Raw genomic sequence first — 16176 nt, forward strand, 5'->3', positions numbered from 1 at the left:
TGCCTTATGAGAATAAGTTTTCTGATAACCATTGCTATAATCTGTGCCTGTGTAACTACACAGGCACAGATTATCAATTATGTAAAAAATCCTTCTTTTGAGGATACGATTAGATGCCCTGACGAAATTAACCAGATCAGCTACTCAAAATTTTGGACATGCGCAATAGATACAGTTGGAGAACCATATTATGCGCCTGAATATTACAATACTTGTTCGGGAACATCGTATCCTATCCGTTGTGGGATACCAGAAAATAGCGGTGGTTATCAGTTCCCTAGGACGGGTAATGCCTATTTGGGAGGGACTATTTATTATGATAAAACCCTTCCAGCCCCTCCTGGTTTACACTTTAATTGGCGTGATTATTTTCAGGGTCGTCTATATAAAAATTTGACTGCTGGGCAAACTTATTGCGTCAGCTTTTGGGTAGTAATGGGAGAGGTTTCTGCATACGGACAGAATAAAATAGGAGCATACTTGGATGATGGAAGCATAAATTTTAGGGATACAGCGGGCATTGAAATTACGGATGTAATACCACAAGTCTTTTCAACAGAGATCATTAAAGATACTTTCAACTGGACAAAAGTAGAAGGCTCATTTGTGGCTAGCGGCAATGAGACCCACATTACTTTAGGCTGCTTCGCCAAAAATGAAGATGTGGATACTTTTTACAACATTTGGGGAGGTTTTTTACAATATTCCTATTACTATTTCGACGATGTTTCTGTTATTCCTATTGATTACATGGCAAACGCAGGCTTTGATGTGCATGTACCGGAAGGAGGAACGGTAGAGATCGGTAATCCGGATACGACTGCTTTTGGACTGGATTGCAAATGGTATCATAAGGGTATGCTGATAGACAGTGGTGTGAGGATCACCGTACCTGCCAATATCCTGGTGGGAGTTACCGATACCTATGTGGTGGTACAAACCATCTGCGGTAATATCACCCGTGATACAGTTACGGTCTATACCGCAGCATTGGGTGTGAAGCATTGGGAGAAGAAAGCGGTACAGGTCTATCCGAATCCTTCAACCGGCAGGTTCAGCATTTCCGCAGACATAGCTGGCGATGTCTCTTTGCGTGTGTATGATTTGCAAGGACGGCTCGTACACCGGCAGGAGGCAGACTTAGGCAAAGGGAGTGCGGAGCTTTCATTGCATGTGGCTGCCGGAACTTATCTGCTGCATTTGGAGGACAGGGAGGGAAAGGTGTATCGGGAGCGGCTACAGGTAGAGTAAACTCCCGGTATAACCGGTATAACGGGTACGGTCACCTGTCTGCGCTTTGTAATCCAATAGATGCCGTATGAGAACAAGCCTTCTGATAACAATTGCTATAATCTGTGCCTGTTTAACTACACAGGCACAGATTATCAATTATGTAAAAAATCCTTCTTTTGAGGATACCGTGAAATGCCCTGACGGATGGAGTCAAATATCTTATGCTAAGCATTGGAGTTGTGCGGTAGATACTATAGATAACCCACCGTATGCTCCGGAGTATTTCAATGTTTGTGCAAAATCGATATATCAAGCAGGCATTCCTGAAAATACAGGAGGCTATCAATTTCCTAATACAGGAAATGCTTACGTTGGACTACATACTTATTATGATAAAACGATGCCGCTGCCACCGTCAATTATTCCTCCTAATTTTAGAGACTATGCCCAAGGACGCTTACATAAGCACTTAAAAACTGGGCAAACCTATTGTGTCAGCTTTTGGGTAGTCATGGGAGAGGCATCAGCATACGGCCAGAACAAAATAGGAGCCTATCTTGATGACGGCAGTATCAATGCAAGAGATACGCCGGGTGCAGAGATTACGGATGTAATACCACAAGTGTTTTCTACCGAGATTATTAAAGATACTTTCAACTGGACAAAAGTAGAGGGCTCATTTGTGGCTAGCGGCAACGAGACCCATATCACTCTAGGCTGCTTCGCCAAAAATGAAGATGTGGATACTTTTCATAATATCTGGGGAGGACTAATTCAATATTCCTATTTCTATTTCGACGATGTTTCTGTTATTCCCATTGACTATAAAGCTAATGCCGGGCCTGACTGTCATGTGCCGGAGGGCGGAACGGTAGAGATCGGTAATCCCGATACTACAGCATTCGGATTGGACTGCAAATGGTATCATAAGGGTATGCTGATAGACAGTGGTGTAAGGATTATTGTGCCTGCCAATACCTTGGTCGGCGCTACCGATACCTATGTGGTGGTACAAACCATCTGTGGCAACATCACCCGTGATACCGTTACGGTCTATACCGCAGCATTGGGTGTGAAGCATTGGGAGAAGAAAGCAGTGCAGGTTTATCCGAATCCATCGGACGGACGTTTCAGCATTTCCGCAGACGTGCCTGGCGATGTCTCTTTGCGTGTGTATGATTTGCAAGGGCGCTTGGTGCACCGACAGGAGACAGACTTAGGTAAAGGGAGTGCGGAGCTTTCATTGCATGTGGCTACCGGAACTTATCTGCTGCATGTGGAGGACAGGCAGGGAAAGGTGTACCGGGAAAGGCTACAGGTGGAATGAGTTGAAAGACAACACGCCTGAACGGTTATTTCTCTACTGTTTGGTATTACTTGAGTCGCGTGCAATTACCCTATGTTTAATACATACTTTTTACTTCGCAGTCGTTCTAGATTGGTTATTAAATATATTTTGGGCTAGTTATACATGTATAATTATTTGAATAATTTCGTTATTCATATTTTTCTCGTTCAAAAGATTTGCCTTTAATACTTATGAAGACAATACTATCAATCGAAAAAATATTTTTTATATATTGTGATAAAATCTGTTTATAGTATATCGACGCATTACTATCTTAGTATGGAGAGATATTAATCAACCGTCAATTAATTTAATGAATAAGTAGAAAACAAATGTAAATTATAAATGAGCTTTCATGACCCAATCCGGCAATCTAAACATTTAAAACAAACTTTGTAAGAATAGAAAAAACCGCTAATTATATATTAAGCATCTGTTTTCGGGTGTTTCATATTAATAAATTTATACAAACACATAATGAACCAACTAACACACGATCCTTCTGAATATATAAGAGGAATCCAACAAATTCTAATATCCGACAAAAAGAAAATAGGTTTCCTATTTGGTGCAGGAAGTTCATTGGCTTATAAAAGTGGCAAGTCTCTTACAGTTCCGGCGATAGGGAAAATGACGTCCGAAATAGTAGGAGAAGTTGGAAAAGCCAACAAAAAATATAAAGAAGCATTTGTTCAGATTAAGGAAGAGCTTGGAAATGATAATTTTAATATTGAAACGATATTATCCAATCTTGAACAGAAATACACCTTCATAGGTAAGGGAACTTTAAATAAGCTAGATCAGAAAGAATTTGCTGATTTAATTCAAAAGGTAAAAACAGAAGTACGAAAGAAAGTCAGTGTCCATAAAAATAAGGAAGATAAAATTGTAACCAAAGATGTAGTTTCTGAATTGGTTCAAACTGATTTTGCTAATTGGATAGGACAAGCGGAAAGAAAATTTCCGATTGAAATATTTACTACTAACTACGATTTTCTATTTGAGCTTGGATTAGAGCACAAAGAAATTCCCTATTACGATGGTTTCTGCGGTAGCTTAAGAGCATTTTTTAATCCAGAGTCAGTAGAAGATTTTAGATTTTTACCAAAACAAACAAAGCTTTGGAAAATACACGGTTCTTTGGGATGGCACTTTGATAAGGACACCGAAAAGATATTAAGAGTTAGTCCTGATGATGACGATATTCTAATATATCCTTCTACTTTAAAGTACAAAGATTCAAAAAAACAGCCTTATGAAAGTTTATTGGACAGATTGTCTAATTTCCTCAAACAAGATGATGCCATATTGATAACTTGTGGCTACTCCTGGGGTGACGAACATATTAATTCCCGCATTATTTCTGCGTTAAAAACAAATACTACATCTCATATTATAGGATTAATTTTTGATAAGTATAAAGATGATAAGGGTACTATTTTTTATAGTCTAAACCAAGACAGCAAATTAGCTAAAATTGGAATGGATAACCCTAAAATCTCTATTTACGGAGGGAGATCGGCAGTAATTGGATGCAATTTTGGTGAATGGACTTTGAAATCTGAACCCTCAAAAGAAGATTCTGTAAACATTGATTTGTATTTTGATGAAGATGCAGCAATTGACCCGAAAGAAGAGAAAAAAAAAGAAGTAAAAGGTGAGGAAGTATGGACGGGAAAGGGAGAATTTATACTACCTGATTTCAGCAACCTTGTAAGGTTCCTTAATTCTATGGTCAGCGATAACGAGATTAAAAAATTAGGAGAAAATGTCAAAAAGTAAAATAACGGAAATCGGGGAAATTGATAGTATCAGCGGAAACAGTATTTCTGTTAAGCTTTTTGATAATATAAAATCTAATATGCCAATTATAGATGGTGTTGTTTATCGCGTAGGACAAATAGGATCATTTGTTAGAATTCCTTTAGGTTATGCTAATCTTTACGGAATCGTAACACAAATAGGCTCGGCTGCCATTCCAGAGAGCCTGAGAGAAGCTGTAGCTAAGGATTATGATCACTTAAAAAATACCCGTTGGATAAATATTGTTTTAGCAGGAGAGCAAGTCGGAAAAAGATTTGAAAGAGGTGTTACACAATATCCGACAACAGGAGATAAAGTTCATTTGGTAACCATAAATGATTTAGATATTATCTATGGAGGATATGAAGAAGCAAATTCAGTTACTGTTGGAAATATTAGCGTATCTGAAAGTTTAGATGCTAAAATTGATTTAGATAAACTCATATCAAGGCATTGTGCTATTGTTGGTTCAACTGGAAGTGGAAAATCAAATTCTGTTTCTGTATTGCTTCAATCCATTGCAAGCAGAGAGTTTCCAAGTTCAAGGATTTTGGTGATTGATCCACACGGAGAGTATAATGATGCCTTATCGAAATATTCAAAAGTGATTGAAGTTAACTCAGCAAATGACGACAATAAACTTCAAATCCCATTTTGGGCTTTACCTTTTAATGAATTAATAAAAATATTTTCAGGAAACTTAACAGATCAAAATAGAGAATATATACGAGAGAAAGTAGTAGAAGCAAAAATTAAAAGTGCGAAAGAAAATAAAATAGAAGTTGTAGAGGAATCTATTACTGCTGATTCTCCTATCCCTTTTAGCATAAAGAGACTATGGTTTGAGTTAGATGATTTTGAAAGACAAACGTTCACCGAAAGAGCAAAACCGGAAACAATAACAAAAAAGATACAAAATGGTGATGCAGAAAAGTTGATTTCAAATTTATATCAACCCGCAAGTGCCGGAGGCGGTAGTCCCTTTCTCAATAATCAGGCTAAAGGACTTTTAGGTTTTTTAGACAGTATGCGTACTCGGCTTAATGATTCAAGTTATAGTTTTCTATTTAATCCGGTTAAACTAACCCCCGATTTAACTGGTAAAATTACTACTGATTTGGATAACCTCTTTTTCAATTGGTTGGGAAATGACTTACCAATAACTATTTTAGACTTATCTGGAATTCCGAGTGAAATAATGTCATCCATTTCAGGAACGCTTTTGAAAATTATTTATGATGGATTGTTTTGGGGTGTCAATACTAAAGTCGGTGGAAAAAATCAGCCCTTACTTATTGTTTTAGAAGAAGCACATAGTTATTTGAAATCTGGAGAACATTCTATTTCATCCAGAACTGTTCAGATGATAGCCAAAGAAGGACGTAAGTATGGTGTAGGATTGTTGCTTGTTACCCAAAGACCTTCAGAACTGGATGAAACAGTATTGAGTCAATGTGGAACTATGATTGCTCTGCGTATGAACAATTCCAAAGATAGAGGGCATATTCGTTCAGCGGTGCAAGATGAATTGCAAAGTATGGTTGATTTGCTCCCGAGCTTGAGAACCGGGGAAGCTTTAATATCGGGTGAAGCAGTAAAAATCCCTTCTCGGGTTAAATTCTTTAAGATTGCAAATGCTCCCAAAAGTTCAGACCCCAAAGCTTCTGAAAAATGGCTGGAAACCATTGAAGATGTACAAAATGAATACAAAAAACTATTAAAATCTTGGCGTAATAAAAATTATAAAATATGAGTTTACCAGAAATGACCCCAGTAAGTTCATCTAACATTAATAGTATTGGTTATGATGAGCAAAATCAAGAAGTCTATGTTAGATTTCTGAATGGAAGCCTTTATGTATATAAAGGCGTTCCACCACACGAGTATCAAAATCTAATGGAAGCTCCTTCTCACGGTTCTTATCTGAATAGGAATTTCAAAAATGTTTATCCGTACGAAAGGATAGAGTAATCAGTTAGATATTATGGAAAGATACAGGAATTCAGGAGGGGATTCAGGCGTCTCCTCCTTTGAAATAGGTGTTGATTATATCAGCGTAAGGTTTTCAGGCTCTATCCGTACCTATCGATATAGCTACCGAAAAGCAGGTCAGCATCACGTGGAAAATATGAAAAGATTGGCCAGAAGTGGTAGTGGTTTGAATAGTTACATCAACCGATATGTGAAAAATTTATACGATTAATAATACCTTCCCTATGCATATAGAAAACATTATCATTTTCAATTACCGTAGTTGTAAATTTCTGGACTTAGAATTATCAAAAGAGAATCCTAACGTATTTATAGGGTTAAATGATTCCGGCAAATCTACAGTTCTACAAGCATTTGACTTATTATTAGGCAATAAGCCTAAATATAGTTCATATGGAGAGGGAAGTTACAAAAGTGATTTGTCTAATTCGTTGGCAAGTATCAAACAATTAAATGCTACGTTATCAAGTAAAAATTTGCCTTTATTTGATTTTACGGACGATTCTACACTGATAATCGGCAAATTGGTTTATAGTGATGATGAAGTTGAAAAATATACAGATCTAAACCTAACCACCGCATTAAAATGGTCTATTGAATGCAATCCTACTAATGTATTGTGGATTGCCAAAAGATATTACAACAATAGAGTCCAAACATATTTAATTTCCTCAGAAGCAGACGAACCATTAGAGCTTTGGAATGCTACGCAAGCGACAATAAATGGAAAAATTAGAGAATTGGCTGTTACCAATGAAGATATTGAAAATGAAAATAGAAAAGGGAGATTTTCAAACTTCGAAAAAATAAGAGCGATTTACGGTAAATTGAATTGTTCATTAAAATGGGTGGAGTATAGCTTTGGAAAGAGTGATAAGGATATATTTCCGTCCTTCAATTTGTTCGATTGGAACACGTCATTGGAAGAAATTATCTCTACCGCTAATGCGATAATGCAAGAAGAAATTAATGAGCACATAACACCCATCAAACAATTGGCGAGTGATTCAGCGAGAAAAGCTGAGGAAGCGATTAATCAAAAGTTCGGAGCAATCAGTTCGATTATCAAAGAGGTTGCTAAAGAGGTAGAAGGCATTAGTTCAAAAGTACATTTTGATGTCAAGGAAAAAATTTCGGATATAATGGTTACTAAAACCAATAGTGACGGCCCTATTCATCTCGAAAATCAAGGTGAAGGATTAAAACGTCAAATATGGTTTTCTTTGATTAAAGCGAAGGCAACCAGCGAAGAACAAGGTGAAACTAAATTTATTTGGGCGTTTGATGAGCCCGAAACGCATTTATATCCCGGAGCGCAGAGAGAGTTTTTTGATATCCTAAATAAGATTTCTATTGGTAATGTACAAACATTAATCAGCACACATTCAACTATTTTTATCGATAAATCTAATCTCAACAAAATAAATAGTGTCAAAAAAGAGAACAATGGTTATACAGAAATCAATTTTTGTAAAGATATTGATTCGATATTTTTATCATTAAGTGTCAAGAACAGTGATTTTTTATTCTATAATAAATTTTTAATTGTTGAAGGCGACACTGAACAATACCTGATACCCCAGCTTTATGAATTATATACAGGTAAATCGTTAATAGCAGATAATATCCAACTACTGAATATTCAGGGAAAAAACAAGTGGAATGAAAACAAAAGAATCATAGATAAAGTATTAGGGGATTTTAAGAAATCAGAAGACCAATTAATTTTCTTATTTGATAATGATATGAGTTTTGAAATTGGTAGGGGTGTAATTACTGAAAATATGTTTTTTGTGGGAGAGCAAGACATTGAAGATTCCATTGATGATGAGGTGTGGCTTAACATTCTCAATGACTATTATCAAGGAATATTAGAATTCAATTTGGAAGAGATCAATAGTTGGAAAGAGTCAGTAGCAAAAAATGCTAAATGCAATGATTATGAGAAATTTTATCCAATACTTAAAAAGGCAATAAAATTAAAGTGTGAAAACTCAAGTATAGAATATGACTCTGTCAAAAGAATACCGTCAAAAGGGGCTGAATCGGCTGAGTTCCTTCTCAAATTTATGAACACTGAGAATACCATTCCTTTAAAAATAAAGGAAGCATTCAATAAATTAAGAGTTTAATATGTCAACAATTAAGATAAACCAACAGCTTAAACGCTTAGAGATAAAAGAATTCGAAATCGAAAACCAAATCGTTTTCAACTATTTCGACAATCTTCCGGCAACAGAACGGGATGAAAAATTACTACGAGCTATTTATATCGGAGTACTAGCATTAATGGAAGACCGTATGTCTGCATTTCTTTCCAAAACCAGCAATGAACTGGGAACAGAACTGGAAAGTCTTAAAATGATCTTTGATATGAAAAAGGAGCTGTTTTACAAATCCTCTATCAAAGGAATATTGGCGGAGGACGAAATAGCCGATTTTCTCAATCAATATTTTGCAGAGAAAAGATTAAAAGACCGTGCAATACTAACTGGAAATACGGCAGGAACTATCCCGAAAAATAAAACGGGCGATATCATTTGTGAAATAGACGGCAATCCCAATCTTAGAATCGCTATTGAATGTAAATTCGACAAAAGTGTCCGGTTAGGAGATGTCGAAACCAAAGACTTATTTACAAGAAAGACCGATACCGCCTGGAGCCAGTTGCTCGAAGCACAGGCCAATAGGGACGCAAAAGTAAGCCTCATTGTATTTGATATCTCATTGGTAGATAATTCTGTTCTTAAAGAATTTGAAAATGTAGGGTATATCCCTGGTGTTGGGTTGGTTGCCATCATCAATTCTCAAAAGGGAGATTATTCCAATTTGGCAATTGCCTATATGCTGGCGAGAGATATCGCATTAAATGCTATACAGGTGGAACTGGATAAGGATTTGTTAGTGATATTGGTCAATCGGCTTATCAAAGATATCAACGAAATCACAACGATAAAAAACTTGGTTCATAATAATATTGAGAATAATAAAGCCATCCTTAAACAATTAGAAAAAAGTGTGTTGTTAATGGAGTTTAGTCAACAATACCTCAAAAAATTTTTGACGGATGGCACATTAACGAAAGAGGATTTACTTAATTATTATCAAGGCGAAGATGTAAAAGACAGGTTCAGGTATATAGAAAAAGAAATAGATAGTCTTGGTAAGATTTAATCAATGGAAGTATGCTTGAAGCGTTCAATTCTATATTAAAGGTAAAATCGTTTACAGAGACAACCATACCATTGAAGCTATTACGGGCAAGAAACCTTCCATTGATTATTACCTTCCTGTACAAAGAGTTCAAAGAAAATGAACAGATAGCTATACCCTATCAGAACCTTGTTCAAAAGCTTGGCGATTTTCTGGATGATATTGAATATTCGGATGATGACGATGAAGTAAAATCGGGAAAACTGATTTTGGATTTTGATGAGAAAGCCAAACTGTATATCAATAAGTGGATCGATCTCCACTATCTCAGGAATGTGATGGACGATGCCAATAAGCAGCCTCTGGTGTTACTATCCAAACACGTTGAAAAGGTATTCCAGATATTTGAACTCCTCAAAGAAAAAGAATTTGTAGGCACAGAGTCAAAATTTAAAGACATCTTTCATAAGCTAAGGGATATAGTTGAAAATGCCAATCCTGATAAGGAGCAACGATTGGCTGAACTTGAAAAGCGGAAACAGGCTATTGAGGAGGAGATCAGAAAGATTAAGATTGATGGCTATGTAAGTACCTATGAAGACTACCAGATAAAATCCCGGTACGAAGAAGTAAACAGACTATCCAATGAGTTGATAGGAGATTTTAAAGAAGTAGAAGATAATTTTAAAGAAATAACCCGCAGAATTTACGAACGCCAGCAACAGGCAGATTTATCCAAAGGTAAGTTGATAGCCGAGACATTTGATGCATTATATGAGCTAAGGAGTACGCACCAGGGAAAGAGTTTTTATGCTTTCTGGCAATTTATGCTCGATGATGTTAGCCAGTCTGATTTCCAAAAACTGACCAGAGAGGTGTATCAGGTAATGGAAGACCGGGGTATAGACGTACCTTCTACTTCTCTTAGAAAACTTAAAACATTGTTGCACCTGGCTGCAAGAAAGGTATTGGATAAGAACGGTATTTTAGCCGATAAGCTGAGCAGGGAAATAGTATCGAAAGATCAGTTGGAAAGTAGAAAAACCAGGGAGCTTATTTCAAGAATAAGACAGCTGGCTGTACAAAATTCTGATAAATCCAATGAAGCTCTGAGCTTTCTTGAACTGGATGGAAATCCGCTTATTAATCTCCCATTGGAAAAAAAGCTGGGGGAAAAGCCCGAGATCAATACTTTCTTATTAAAACCGGAGAATGGAGTGTTAAGTCTTAACGACCTTGATGATCTCCATAAAATCTATAATCCTGATTTAATAGATAAAGGGGCACTGTTAAAAAATATCCGTGAACTGCTGGCAGACAGGCCGTCCATATCCTTAAAAGAGGTTGTTGAACAAAAAAGGCTTACAAAGGGATTGGCAGAATTGCTGGCCTATGTTACATTGGTCAATCAGTCAACCAAGTTCTTTGTCAACGAGGCATTGCGGGAAACGATACTGTTTGATCCTGTTGCCGGCAAGTATTTAGAATTACCGCAAATAATATTTTCATCCTAAGCATATGGAATACCAAAACCCTCGTATAGCACCTTATGCCAAAGCAGCTACAAAACTGCTGCAAGGCTCTGTTTTTGAAGACCAGGAGGAATTGTGGGCAGAAACCAACAAATACCGGTCTGAGCTTACCCAATACTTTGAAAAGATAGCGATAGAATTAGTGATAGATAACCGGGATGGATATGCCTACCTTAAACAGATGCCCTTGGATGATCTTGGAACGACAATCGGCCTTATCCGGCGCATACCATTAACCTATGAGCTCACACTCGTTTGTGTGCTGCTTAGGGAATGGTTAATGGAATTTGAGTTGAACGATACAGAAACGGCAAACCTGTATATCACATCTAAAGAATTCAGAGACCGGTTAGAGATGTTTTTCAAAGAAAAAGCAAATGAACTTAAATTTATAAAGGAACTGAACAGGCATTTAGAGAGTTGCGAGAAAATGGGGTTCCTGAAATTAGTCCACAAAGAGCCAACAAATCCGGACGAACATCGCTACGAAGTAAAGCGGATTATCAAGGCAAAAATAACAAATGAAGAGTTAATTAGATTTAAAAAACAACTGGAAGATGAATTTAAGTCTGTTTAGCACAAAACCAAGCGAAGCAGGTTTCAGGTTACATACCTATGAGGTATTGAACTGGGGAACGTTCGACAAACAGGTATGGTCTATCGAACCTGGCGGAGAAACCTCTTTGCTTACCGGGGCCAATGCATCGGGGAAAACGACAATGGTAGATGGATTGTTGACCCTGCTTGTGCCGGAAAAGAGAATGCGTTTTTATAACCAGACCGCAGGATCTAAAGGAGAACGTACGGAAGATAGCTATGTAACCGGAGAGTATGGTGAGACGGAAAATGCAGACACGCAAACAAGGGAGGTTAAGAAATTAAGGGCCGACAAAACCACCGCCCAGTCTATTCTTTTGGCTGTATTCCAGAATGAAACCCAGTATGTTACTTTAGCTCAGGCAAGGTGGTATTCCGGCGGAGACTTGAAACGTGTTTTTATCCTGGCTTATAAAAAACTATCCATAGCCGATGATTTTACGCCGTTTGATAGTGCCGGGGAATGGAAAAAGAGATTGAAACAAAAATACCCCAAGCAAGTTAACAAGGACTTTATACACCTGATGGATAGCCCAATGGAATACGGCAGGCTGATGCGTAAGATTTTTGGTATGCGATCTGAAAAAGCACATACGCTTTTTAGCCAGACCATAGGGTTAAAGGTTTTGGGTAACCTGGATGAGTTTGTACGCTTTCAGATGCTTGAGGAAAGAGATGCCGAAACTGAATTCCAGAAAATAAAATCATATTTTAAAACCTTAAATGATGCCCACCGGGCTATTGAGAAGGCTAATAAGCAAATTGAATTACTCACGCCTATCAGGGATATCAGCATATCGCTCACAAAACAAAAGGCAGATTTAGCCATTCAGGAAAGCCACAAACAAATTCTCCCACATTGGTTTGCCAAAAAACATCAGGCGCTTATCAATGAATATATCGAGATCGAGCAAAGGCGAAAGTTATCATTGGATGAGGAAATCAAAACAAGAAGCCAAACGATTGCTAACCTGGTCAACCAGGAAAGAGAACTTGATATCCAGATCAAAAATGATGAAATAGGGTCGCGGATTAGCGCTTTAGAACAGCAAAACAATAAGCTAAAAGCTGAAAAGGAAGACAGGCAGGGAGAACTTAACAACTACAATAAATTAGCTGAGCTTGTGGGCTTTCAGCAGGATCCGCAATCGGCTGAGTTATTCGAAGAACAAAGAAATTCGGCCATTGAGAAGAAGGAAAGAACAAAAAGTATCCGAGCACAGAACGATGAGACAATAGTAGATTTAAAAATGCAGCAACGTGAACTTCAACAGCAATTTGACGATGTTTCCGATAAACTTAGTGTACTTCGATCGCAAAAAAACAACATAACCGGAGCACCCGCCAGAATAAGAAATGAAATATTGGAGTTTGTGGGTGCATCTGAAACAGATATCCCTTTTGTCGGGGAGCTCATCCGCGTAAGGAGGACCGATGCTTCGGATTGGGAATATGCGATAGAAAAAGTACTGCATAACTTTGCACTTCGGCTAATCGTGCCGGAAGAATATTATCATCAGGTAAATAAATATGTACAGGAGAATGACCTTAGGGGAAGGATTATTTATCATAAATTCCAGCATAAAAAGGTCGCTCCACAAATATTTCAAACTAGGGAAGAAAATGAGCTGATCCACAAAATCGAATTCAGCAATTCGGAATACGCTCTTTGGGTAAGAAATGAAATTGAAACAAAGTTCAACTACCTGTGTATCGACGATATGCAGGAATTTAGTCTGTCTGACAAGGCACTTACCAAACGCGGCCTTACCAAAAACGCATCGAGGCACGAGAAAGACGACAGACCGGAAATAAAAAACAGGCAACAGTATGTTTTAGGTTGGGATAACAAAGAAAAGATCGCTGCCCTTAAAGAAGAAGCCAGCATACTAAACGGCGAATTGTCACAATTAACAAACAAGATCAACTATCAGAAAAATCATCAAAACAGAATAAGAGAGGAAGATGACAACTTGACACGCTTTGTGGAGGTTAAACTTTTTAGGAAAATAGATTGGTGGTCCGTTGCGGCACAAATCAATGCAAATGAAATAAAGATCAAAGAACTGGGAAATACAAATAGCAAAGTAAATACTTTAAAAGCCCAAAGAGATGACATCCTCAAGGAGTTGGGCATTTTAACGAAGAGGGTTGACAACGCTAAAAGTGATTTAAATTCAATAGAACACCAGATTGCCCAACAGCAACAAAAATTAAGAGAGATTTCCGGAGTACTTGAAAATTACGAGGGGCTGAATGTACAGGAAGCTACGACTTTTTTTGAGGTTACCTTCATAAAGGAAAAATCCTTTAGCTTGGGCAATGTAGATGCGATAAGATCCGAAATAAGCAGGAAGATAAACAGTGACATCGAAAAATTAAAAGATAGTATACGACGAGAAGAAAGTACCGCAGAAGGCTTGATGAGAGCCTTTAAAAACCCTGATAGGGCAATTAGCGATAAGTTTGAAGATTGGAATGCCGACACGCACCGGCTTACTGAACGTGCTGAATTTATAGAAGAATATACCGTCCTATTGGATCGGATAGAGAAACAGGAGTTAGCTGGCTACAGGCAACAGTTTAAACAATACCTGAACGATGAAATGATTACAAAAATGTCCGACTTCCAGACTTGGCTTGAAAGGCAGGAAGAAGACATTGAAGAAAATATTGAGATATTGAATAAATCTCTTGAGAAAATAAATTTTAAGAAGACTCCGCCTACATTTATTAAACTACACGTAGAGAAGGGTTATTCCACAAGGGTAAAAGAATTCAAGATTAAACTAAATGACTGGAAACCCAATATCGTAGAATTTGAGCGAACCAAGGATTATGATATTTTAGAAGAAAGTTTTAATAAGATAAAGTTGCTGCTTGATCAGCTTACAAACGAAGAAAATACAAGAAAAGAAGTACTGGATGTCCGCAATTGGCTAAAATTCCGGGCAGTGGAACATTACCGGGAAGATCTGTCAAGAATATTCAGGAGCTACACCGGAACGGCCAAACTATCAGGAGGGGAAGGCGCTCAGCTTACCTATACTATTTTAGGGTCTGCCATTGCCTATCAGTTTGGCATACATAGCGAAGGTATCAACACCAACTCATTTCGTTTTATATGTGTTGATGAAGCATTTAGCAAACAGGATGACGAAAAAGCGCAGTTTCTTATGGAACTATGTAAACAACTCCATTTACAGGTAATGGTGGTTTCTCCGGCGAAAGCCGAGGAGGTTGCCATTGTGGAACCGTACATCGCCCGTGTACATTTTGTTCAGCGGAAAGATAATCGCCACTCCGTAATTTACGATATGCCTATTAAACAATTACGGGAACACCAGGAGCAATATTTACAGGTAACGGAATAACTATGATAACAGTTGAAGAAATAAGAAAAAAAGCTGCGCGAATATATCCGGACATCCTCAGGAGTAGTCTTCTCTGTGTGGAAAGCTTTCCGCTGAATCTACGTTCAGATAAAAAGCTTTCCAAAGATTTTGCCGCGATGAGCAGAGAGATAGCTCATTTGATGTCGGAGGCGAAAGACAGGAAGGGATATGGCTATAACGTTATTTCCGAAAAAGTTAAAACTAGATCGCATGGATTCCAAGATATTCCCCTGTCTATTAGGTTCGATACGTTACAAGATTTTCTGAAATTTATTGGCAAGGTAAAAGAGTACGAAGAATTTGAATGCGCCTGTAATTTGATCAATTCAGAAATACCGGAATTAAAAGAATGGACAGTTAAAAACCCACTAAAGATTGTTCAGAACCAAAACGAATGGGAAAACCTGTTGAAAGTCTGCAAATGGTTTTTACACAATTATCGCCGCGGAGAATTTTACATACGGGAATTACCCATTGATATACATACCAAGTTTATTGAAGCAAATACGGGGGTAATAAAAAGCCTGCTGGAGGTGTTGATACCTGATAGGATAAAACATGACGAGCGCATGTTTGAAAAACGGTTCGGATTAAAATATGCAGAGCCTCGTATTAGAATTCGCTTCCTTGACGAACGGTTATTTGTTGAGGGTAGATTTAAGGATATAAGTATTCCGTTGCATGAATTTGCCGATGCAGATTTCGATTGCAGGCGGATTATTATTACCGAGAATAAAATGAACTTTTTAACACTGCCCGAAATGAAAGATGCCGTAGCAATTTGGGGCGGTGGTTTTGCGGTAAAAAACCTCAAAGACATAGAATGGCTTAAGGGTAAAGCGATTTTATACTGGGGAGATATAGATGCGCAAGGCTTTGAAATATTAGCTCAGTTGCGCAGTTACTACCCTCAAACGATATCAGTTATGATGGATAAGGAAACCTTTAACCGCTTTGCTGTTTACCAAGCACAGGGTACTAAATCAAACATCATTCTGCGGCAATGGCTTACAGATGCCGAACAAGAATTGTACAACCTGGTAAGGGAAAAAAGTCTTAGGCTGGAGCAGGAAAAGATACCGCAGCGTTATGTAGATAAGATTTTCTCACAATAATATTCCTT

At 37.7% G+C, this 16176-nt stretch carries 12 protein-coding genes; all 12 read left to right on the forward strand.

Translation table 11 applies throughout. The features are described from left to right. Positions 1-6: 6 nt before the first annotated feature. The 12 genes from DUT71_RS09865 to DUT71_RS09920 all read left to right on the forward strand — a co-directional run bounded on the left by DUT71_RS09865 (position 7) and on the right by DUT71_RS09920 (position 16168). Positions 7-1251: a T9SS type A sorting domain-containing protein gene (locus DUT71_RS09865; RefSeq protein ID WP_113662362.1), complete on the forward strand. Its 1245-nt coding sequence runs from the start codon at positions 7-9 to the stop codon at positions 1249-1251. A gap of 67 nt (positions 1252-1318) precedes the next feature. Next, positions 1319-2560, forward strand: a complete 1242-nt coding sequence (locus tag DUT71_RS09870) for a T9SS type A sorting domain-containing protein (protein WP_113662363.1) — start codon at positions 1319-1321, stop codon at positions 2558-2560. Between the two features lie 498 nt (positions 2561-3058). Further along, a complete protein-coding gene (locus DUT71_RS09875) occupies positions 3059-4363 on the forward strand; it encodes an SIR2 family protein (protein WP_113662364.1) in 1305 nt (434 codons plus the stop codon). Further along, positions 4350-6137: an ATP-binding protein gene (locus DUT71_RS09880; protein ID WP_113662365.1), complete on the forward strand. Its 1788-nt coding sequence runs from the start codon at positions 4350-4352 to the stop codon at positions 6135-6137. The genes DUT71_RS09875 and DUT71_RS09880 overlap by 14 nt, the downstream gene beginning before the upstream one ends. A gap of 11 nt (positions 6138-6148) precedes the next feature. After that, a complete protein-coding gene (locus DUT71_RS09885) occupies positions 6149-6355 on the forward strand; it encodes a KTSC domain-containing protein (RefSeq protein WP_205313901.1) in 207 nt (68 codons plus the stop codon). Between the two features lie 13 nt (positions 6356-6368). Then, on the forward strand, positions 6369-6587 hold the full coding sequence (locus DUT71_RS09890) for a hypothetical protein (RefSeq protein ID WP_113662367.1): 219 nt from the start codon (positions 6369-6371) through the stop codon (positions 6585-6587). Positions 6588-6600: 13 nt separating this feature from the next. Continuing rightward, on the forward strand, positions 6601-8508 hold the full coding sequence (locus DUT71_RS09895; protein WP_113662368.1) for an ATP-dependent nuclease: 1908 nt from the start codon (positions 6601-6603) through the stop codon (positions 8506-8508). Position 8509: 1 nt separating this feature from the next. Continuing rightward, positions 8510-9550 carry a hypothetical protein gene (locus tag DUT71_RS09900; protein WP_113662369.1) on the forward strand — a complete coding sequence of 347 codons (1041 nt, stop codon included), beginning with the start codon at positions 8510-8512 and terminating at the stop codon, positions 9548-9550. Between the two features lie 11 nt (positions 9551-9561). Continuing rightward, positions 9562-11043, forward strand: coding sequence for a DUF3375 domain-containing protein (locus DUT71_RS09905; RefSeq protein ID WP_113662370.1), 1482 nt, complete (start codon positions 9562-9564; stop codon positions 11041-11043). 4 nt (positions 11044-11047) lie between these two features. After that, complete coding sequence (locus DUT71_RS09910; RefSeq protein ID WP_113662371.1) at positions 11048-11638, forward strand: DUF4194 domain-containing protein; 591 nt, start codon at positions 11048-11050, stop codon at positions 11636-11638. Then, a complete protein-coding gene (locus DUT71_RS09915; protein ID WP_113662372.1) occupies positions 11619-15032 on the forward strand; it encodes an ATP-binding protein in 3414 nt (1137 codons plus the stop codon). Before DUT71_RS09910 ends, DUT71_RS09915 begins: the two co-directional genes overlap by 20 nt. A 2-nt stretch (positions 15033-15034) precedes the next feature. After that, on the forward strand, positions 15035-16168 hold the full coding sequence (locus tag DUT71_RS09920; protein ID WP_113662373.1) for a Wadjet anti-phage system protein JetD domain-containing protein: 1134 nt from the start codon (positions 15035-15037) through the stop codon (positions 16166-16168). The last annotated feature ends 8 nt before the right edge of the window (positions 16169-16176 follow it).

The sequence above is a fragment of the Pedobacter nanyangensis genome (genome assembly GCF_003313505.1).
In the GTDB taxonomy this organism is placed as follows: domain Bacteria; phylum Bacteroidota; class Bacteroidia; order Sphingobacteriales; family Sphingobacteriaceae; genus Pedobacter; species Pedobacter nanyangensis.

What these genes read in the sequence shown, in the direction of transcription:
- DUT71_RS09920 (WP_113662373.1), top strand. Translation starts at nt 15,035, where the DNA reads ATGATAACAGTTGAAGAAATAAGAAAAAAAGCTGCGCGAATATATCCG.
- DUT71_RS09915 (WP_113662372.1), top strand. Translation starts at nt 11,619, where the DNA reads ATGAATTTAAGTCTGTTTAGCACAAAACCAAGCGAAGCAGGTTTCAGG.
- DUT71_RS09905 (WP_113662370.1), top strand. Translation starts at nt 9,562, where the DNA reads ATGCTTGAAGCGTTCAATTCTATATTAAAGGTAAAATCGTTTACAGAG.
- DUT71_RS09890 (WP_113662367.1), top strand. Translation starts at nt 6,369, where the DNA reads ATGGAAAGATACAGGAATTCAGGAGGGGATTCAGGCGTCTCCTCCTTT.
- DUT71_RS09865 (WP_113662362.1), top strand. Translation starts at nt 7, where the DNA reads ATGAGAATAAGTTTTCTGATAACCATTGCTATAATCTGTGCCTGTGTA.
- DUT71_RS09870 (WP_113662363.1), top strand. Translation starts at nt 1,319, where the DNA reads ATGAGAACAAGCCTTCTGATAACAATTGCTATAATCTGTGCCTGTTTA.
- DUT71_RS09880 (WP_113662365.1), top strand. Translation starts at nt 4,350, where the DNA reads ATGTCAAAAAGTAAAATAACGGAAATCGGGGAAATTGATAGTATCAGC.
- DUT71_RS09875 (WP_113662364.1), top strand. Translation starts at nt 3,059, where the DNA reads ATGAACCAACTAACACACGATCCTTCTGAATATATAAGAGGAATCCAA.
- DUT71_RS09895 (WP_113662368.1), top strand. Translation starts at nt 6,601, where the DNA reads ATGCATATAGAAAACATTATCATTTTCAATTACCGTAGTTGTAAATTT.
- DUT71_RS09910 (WP_113662371.1), top strand. Translation starts at nt 11,048, where the DNA reads ATGGAATACCAAAACCCTCGTATAGCACCTTATGCCAAAGCAGCTACA.
- DUT71_RS09885 (WP_205313901.1), top strand. Translation starts at nt 6,149, where the DNA reads ATGACCCCAGTAAGTTCATCTAACATTAATAGTATTGGTTATGATGAG.
- DUT71_RS09900 (WP_113662369.1), top strand. Translation starts at nt 8,510, where the DNA reads ATGTCAACAATTAAGATAAACCAACAGCTTAAACGCTTAGAGATAAAA.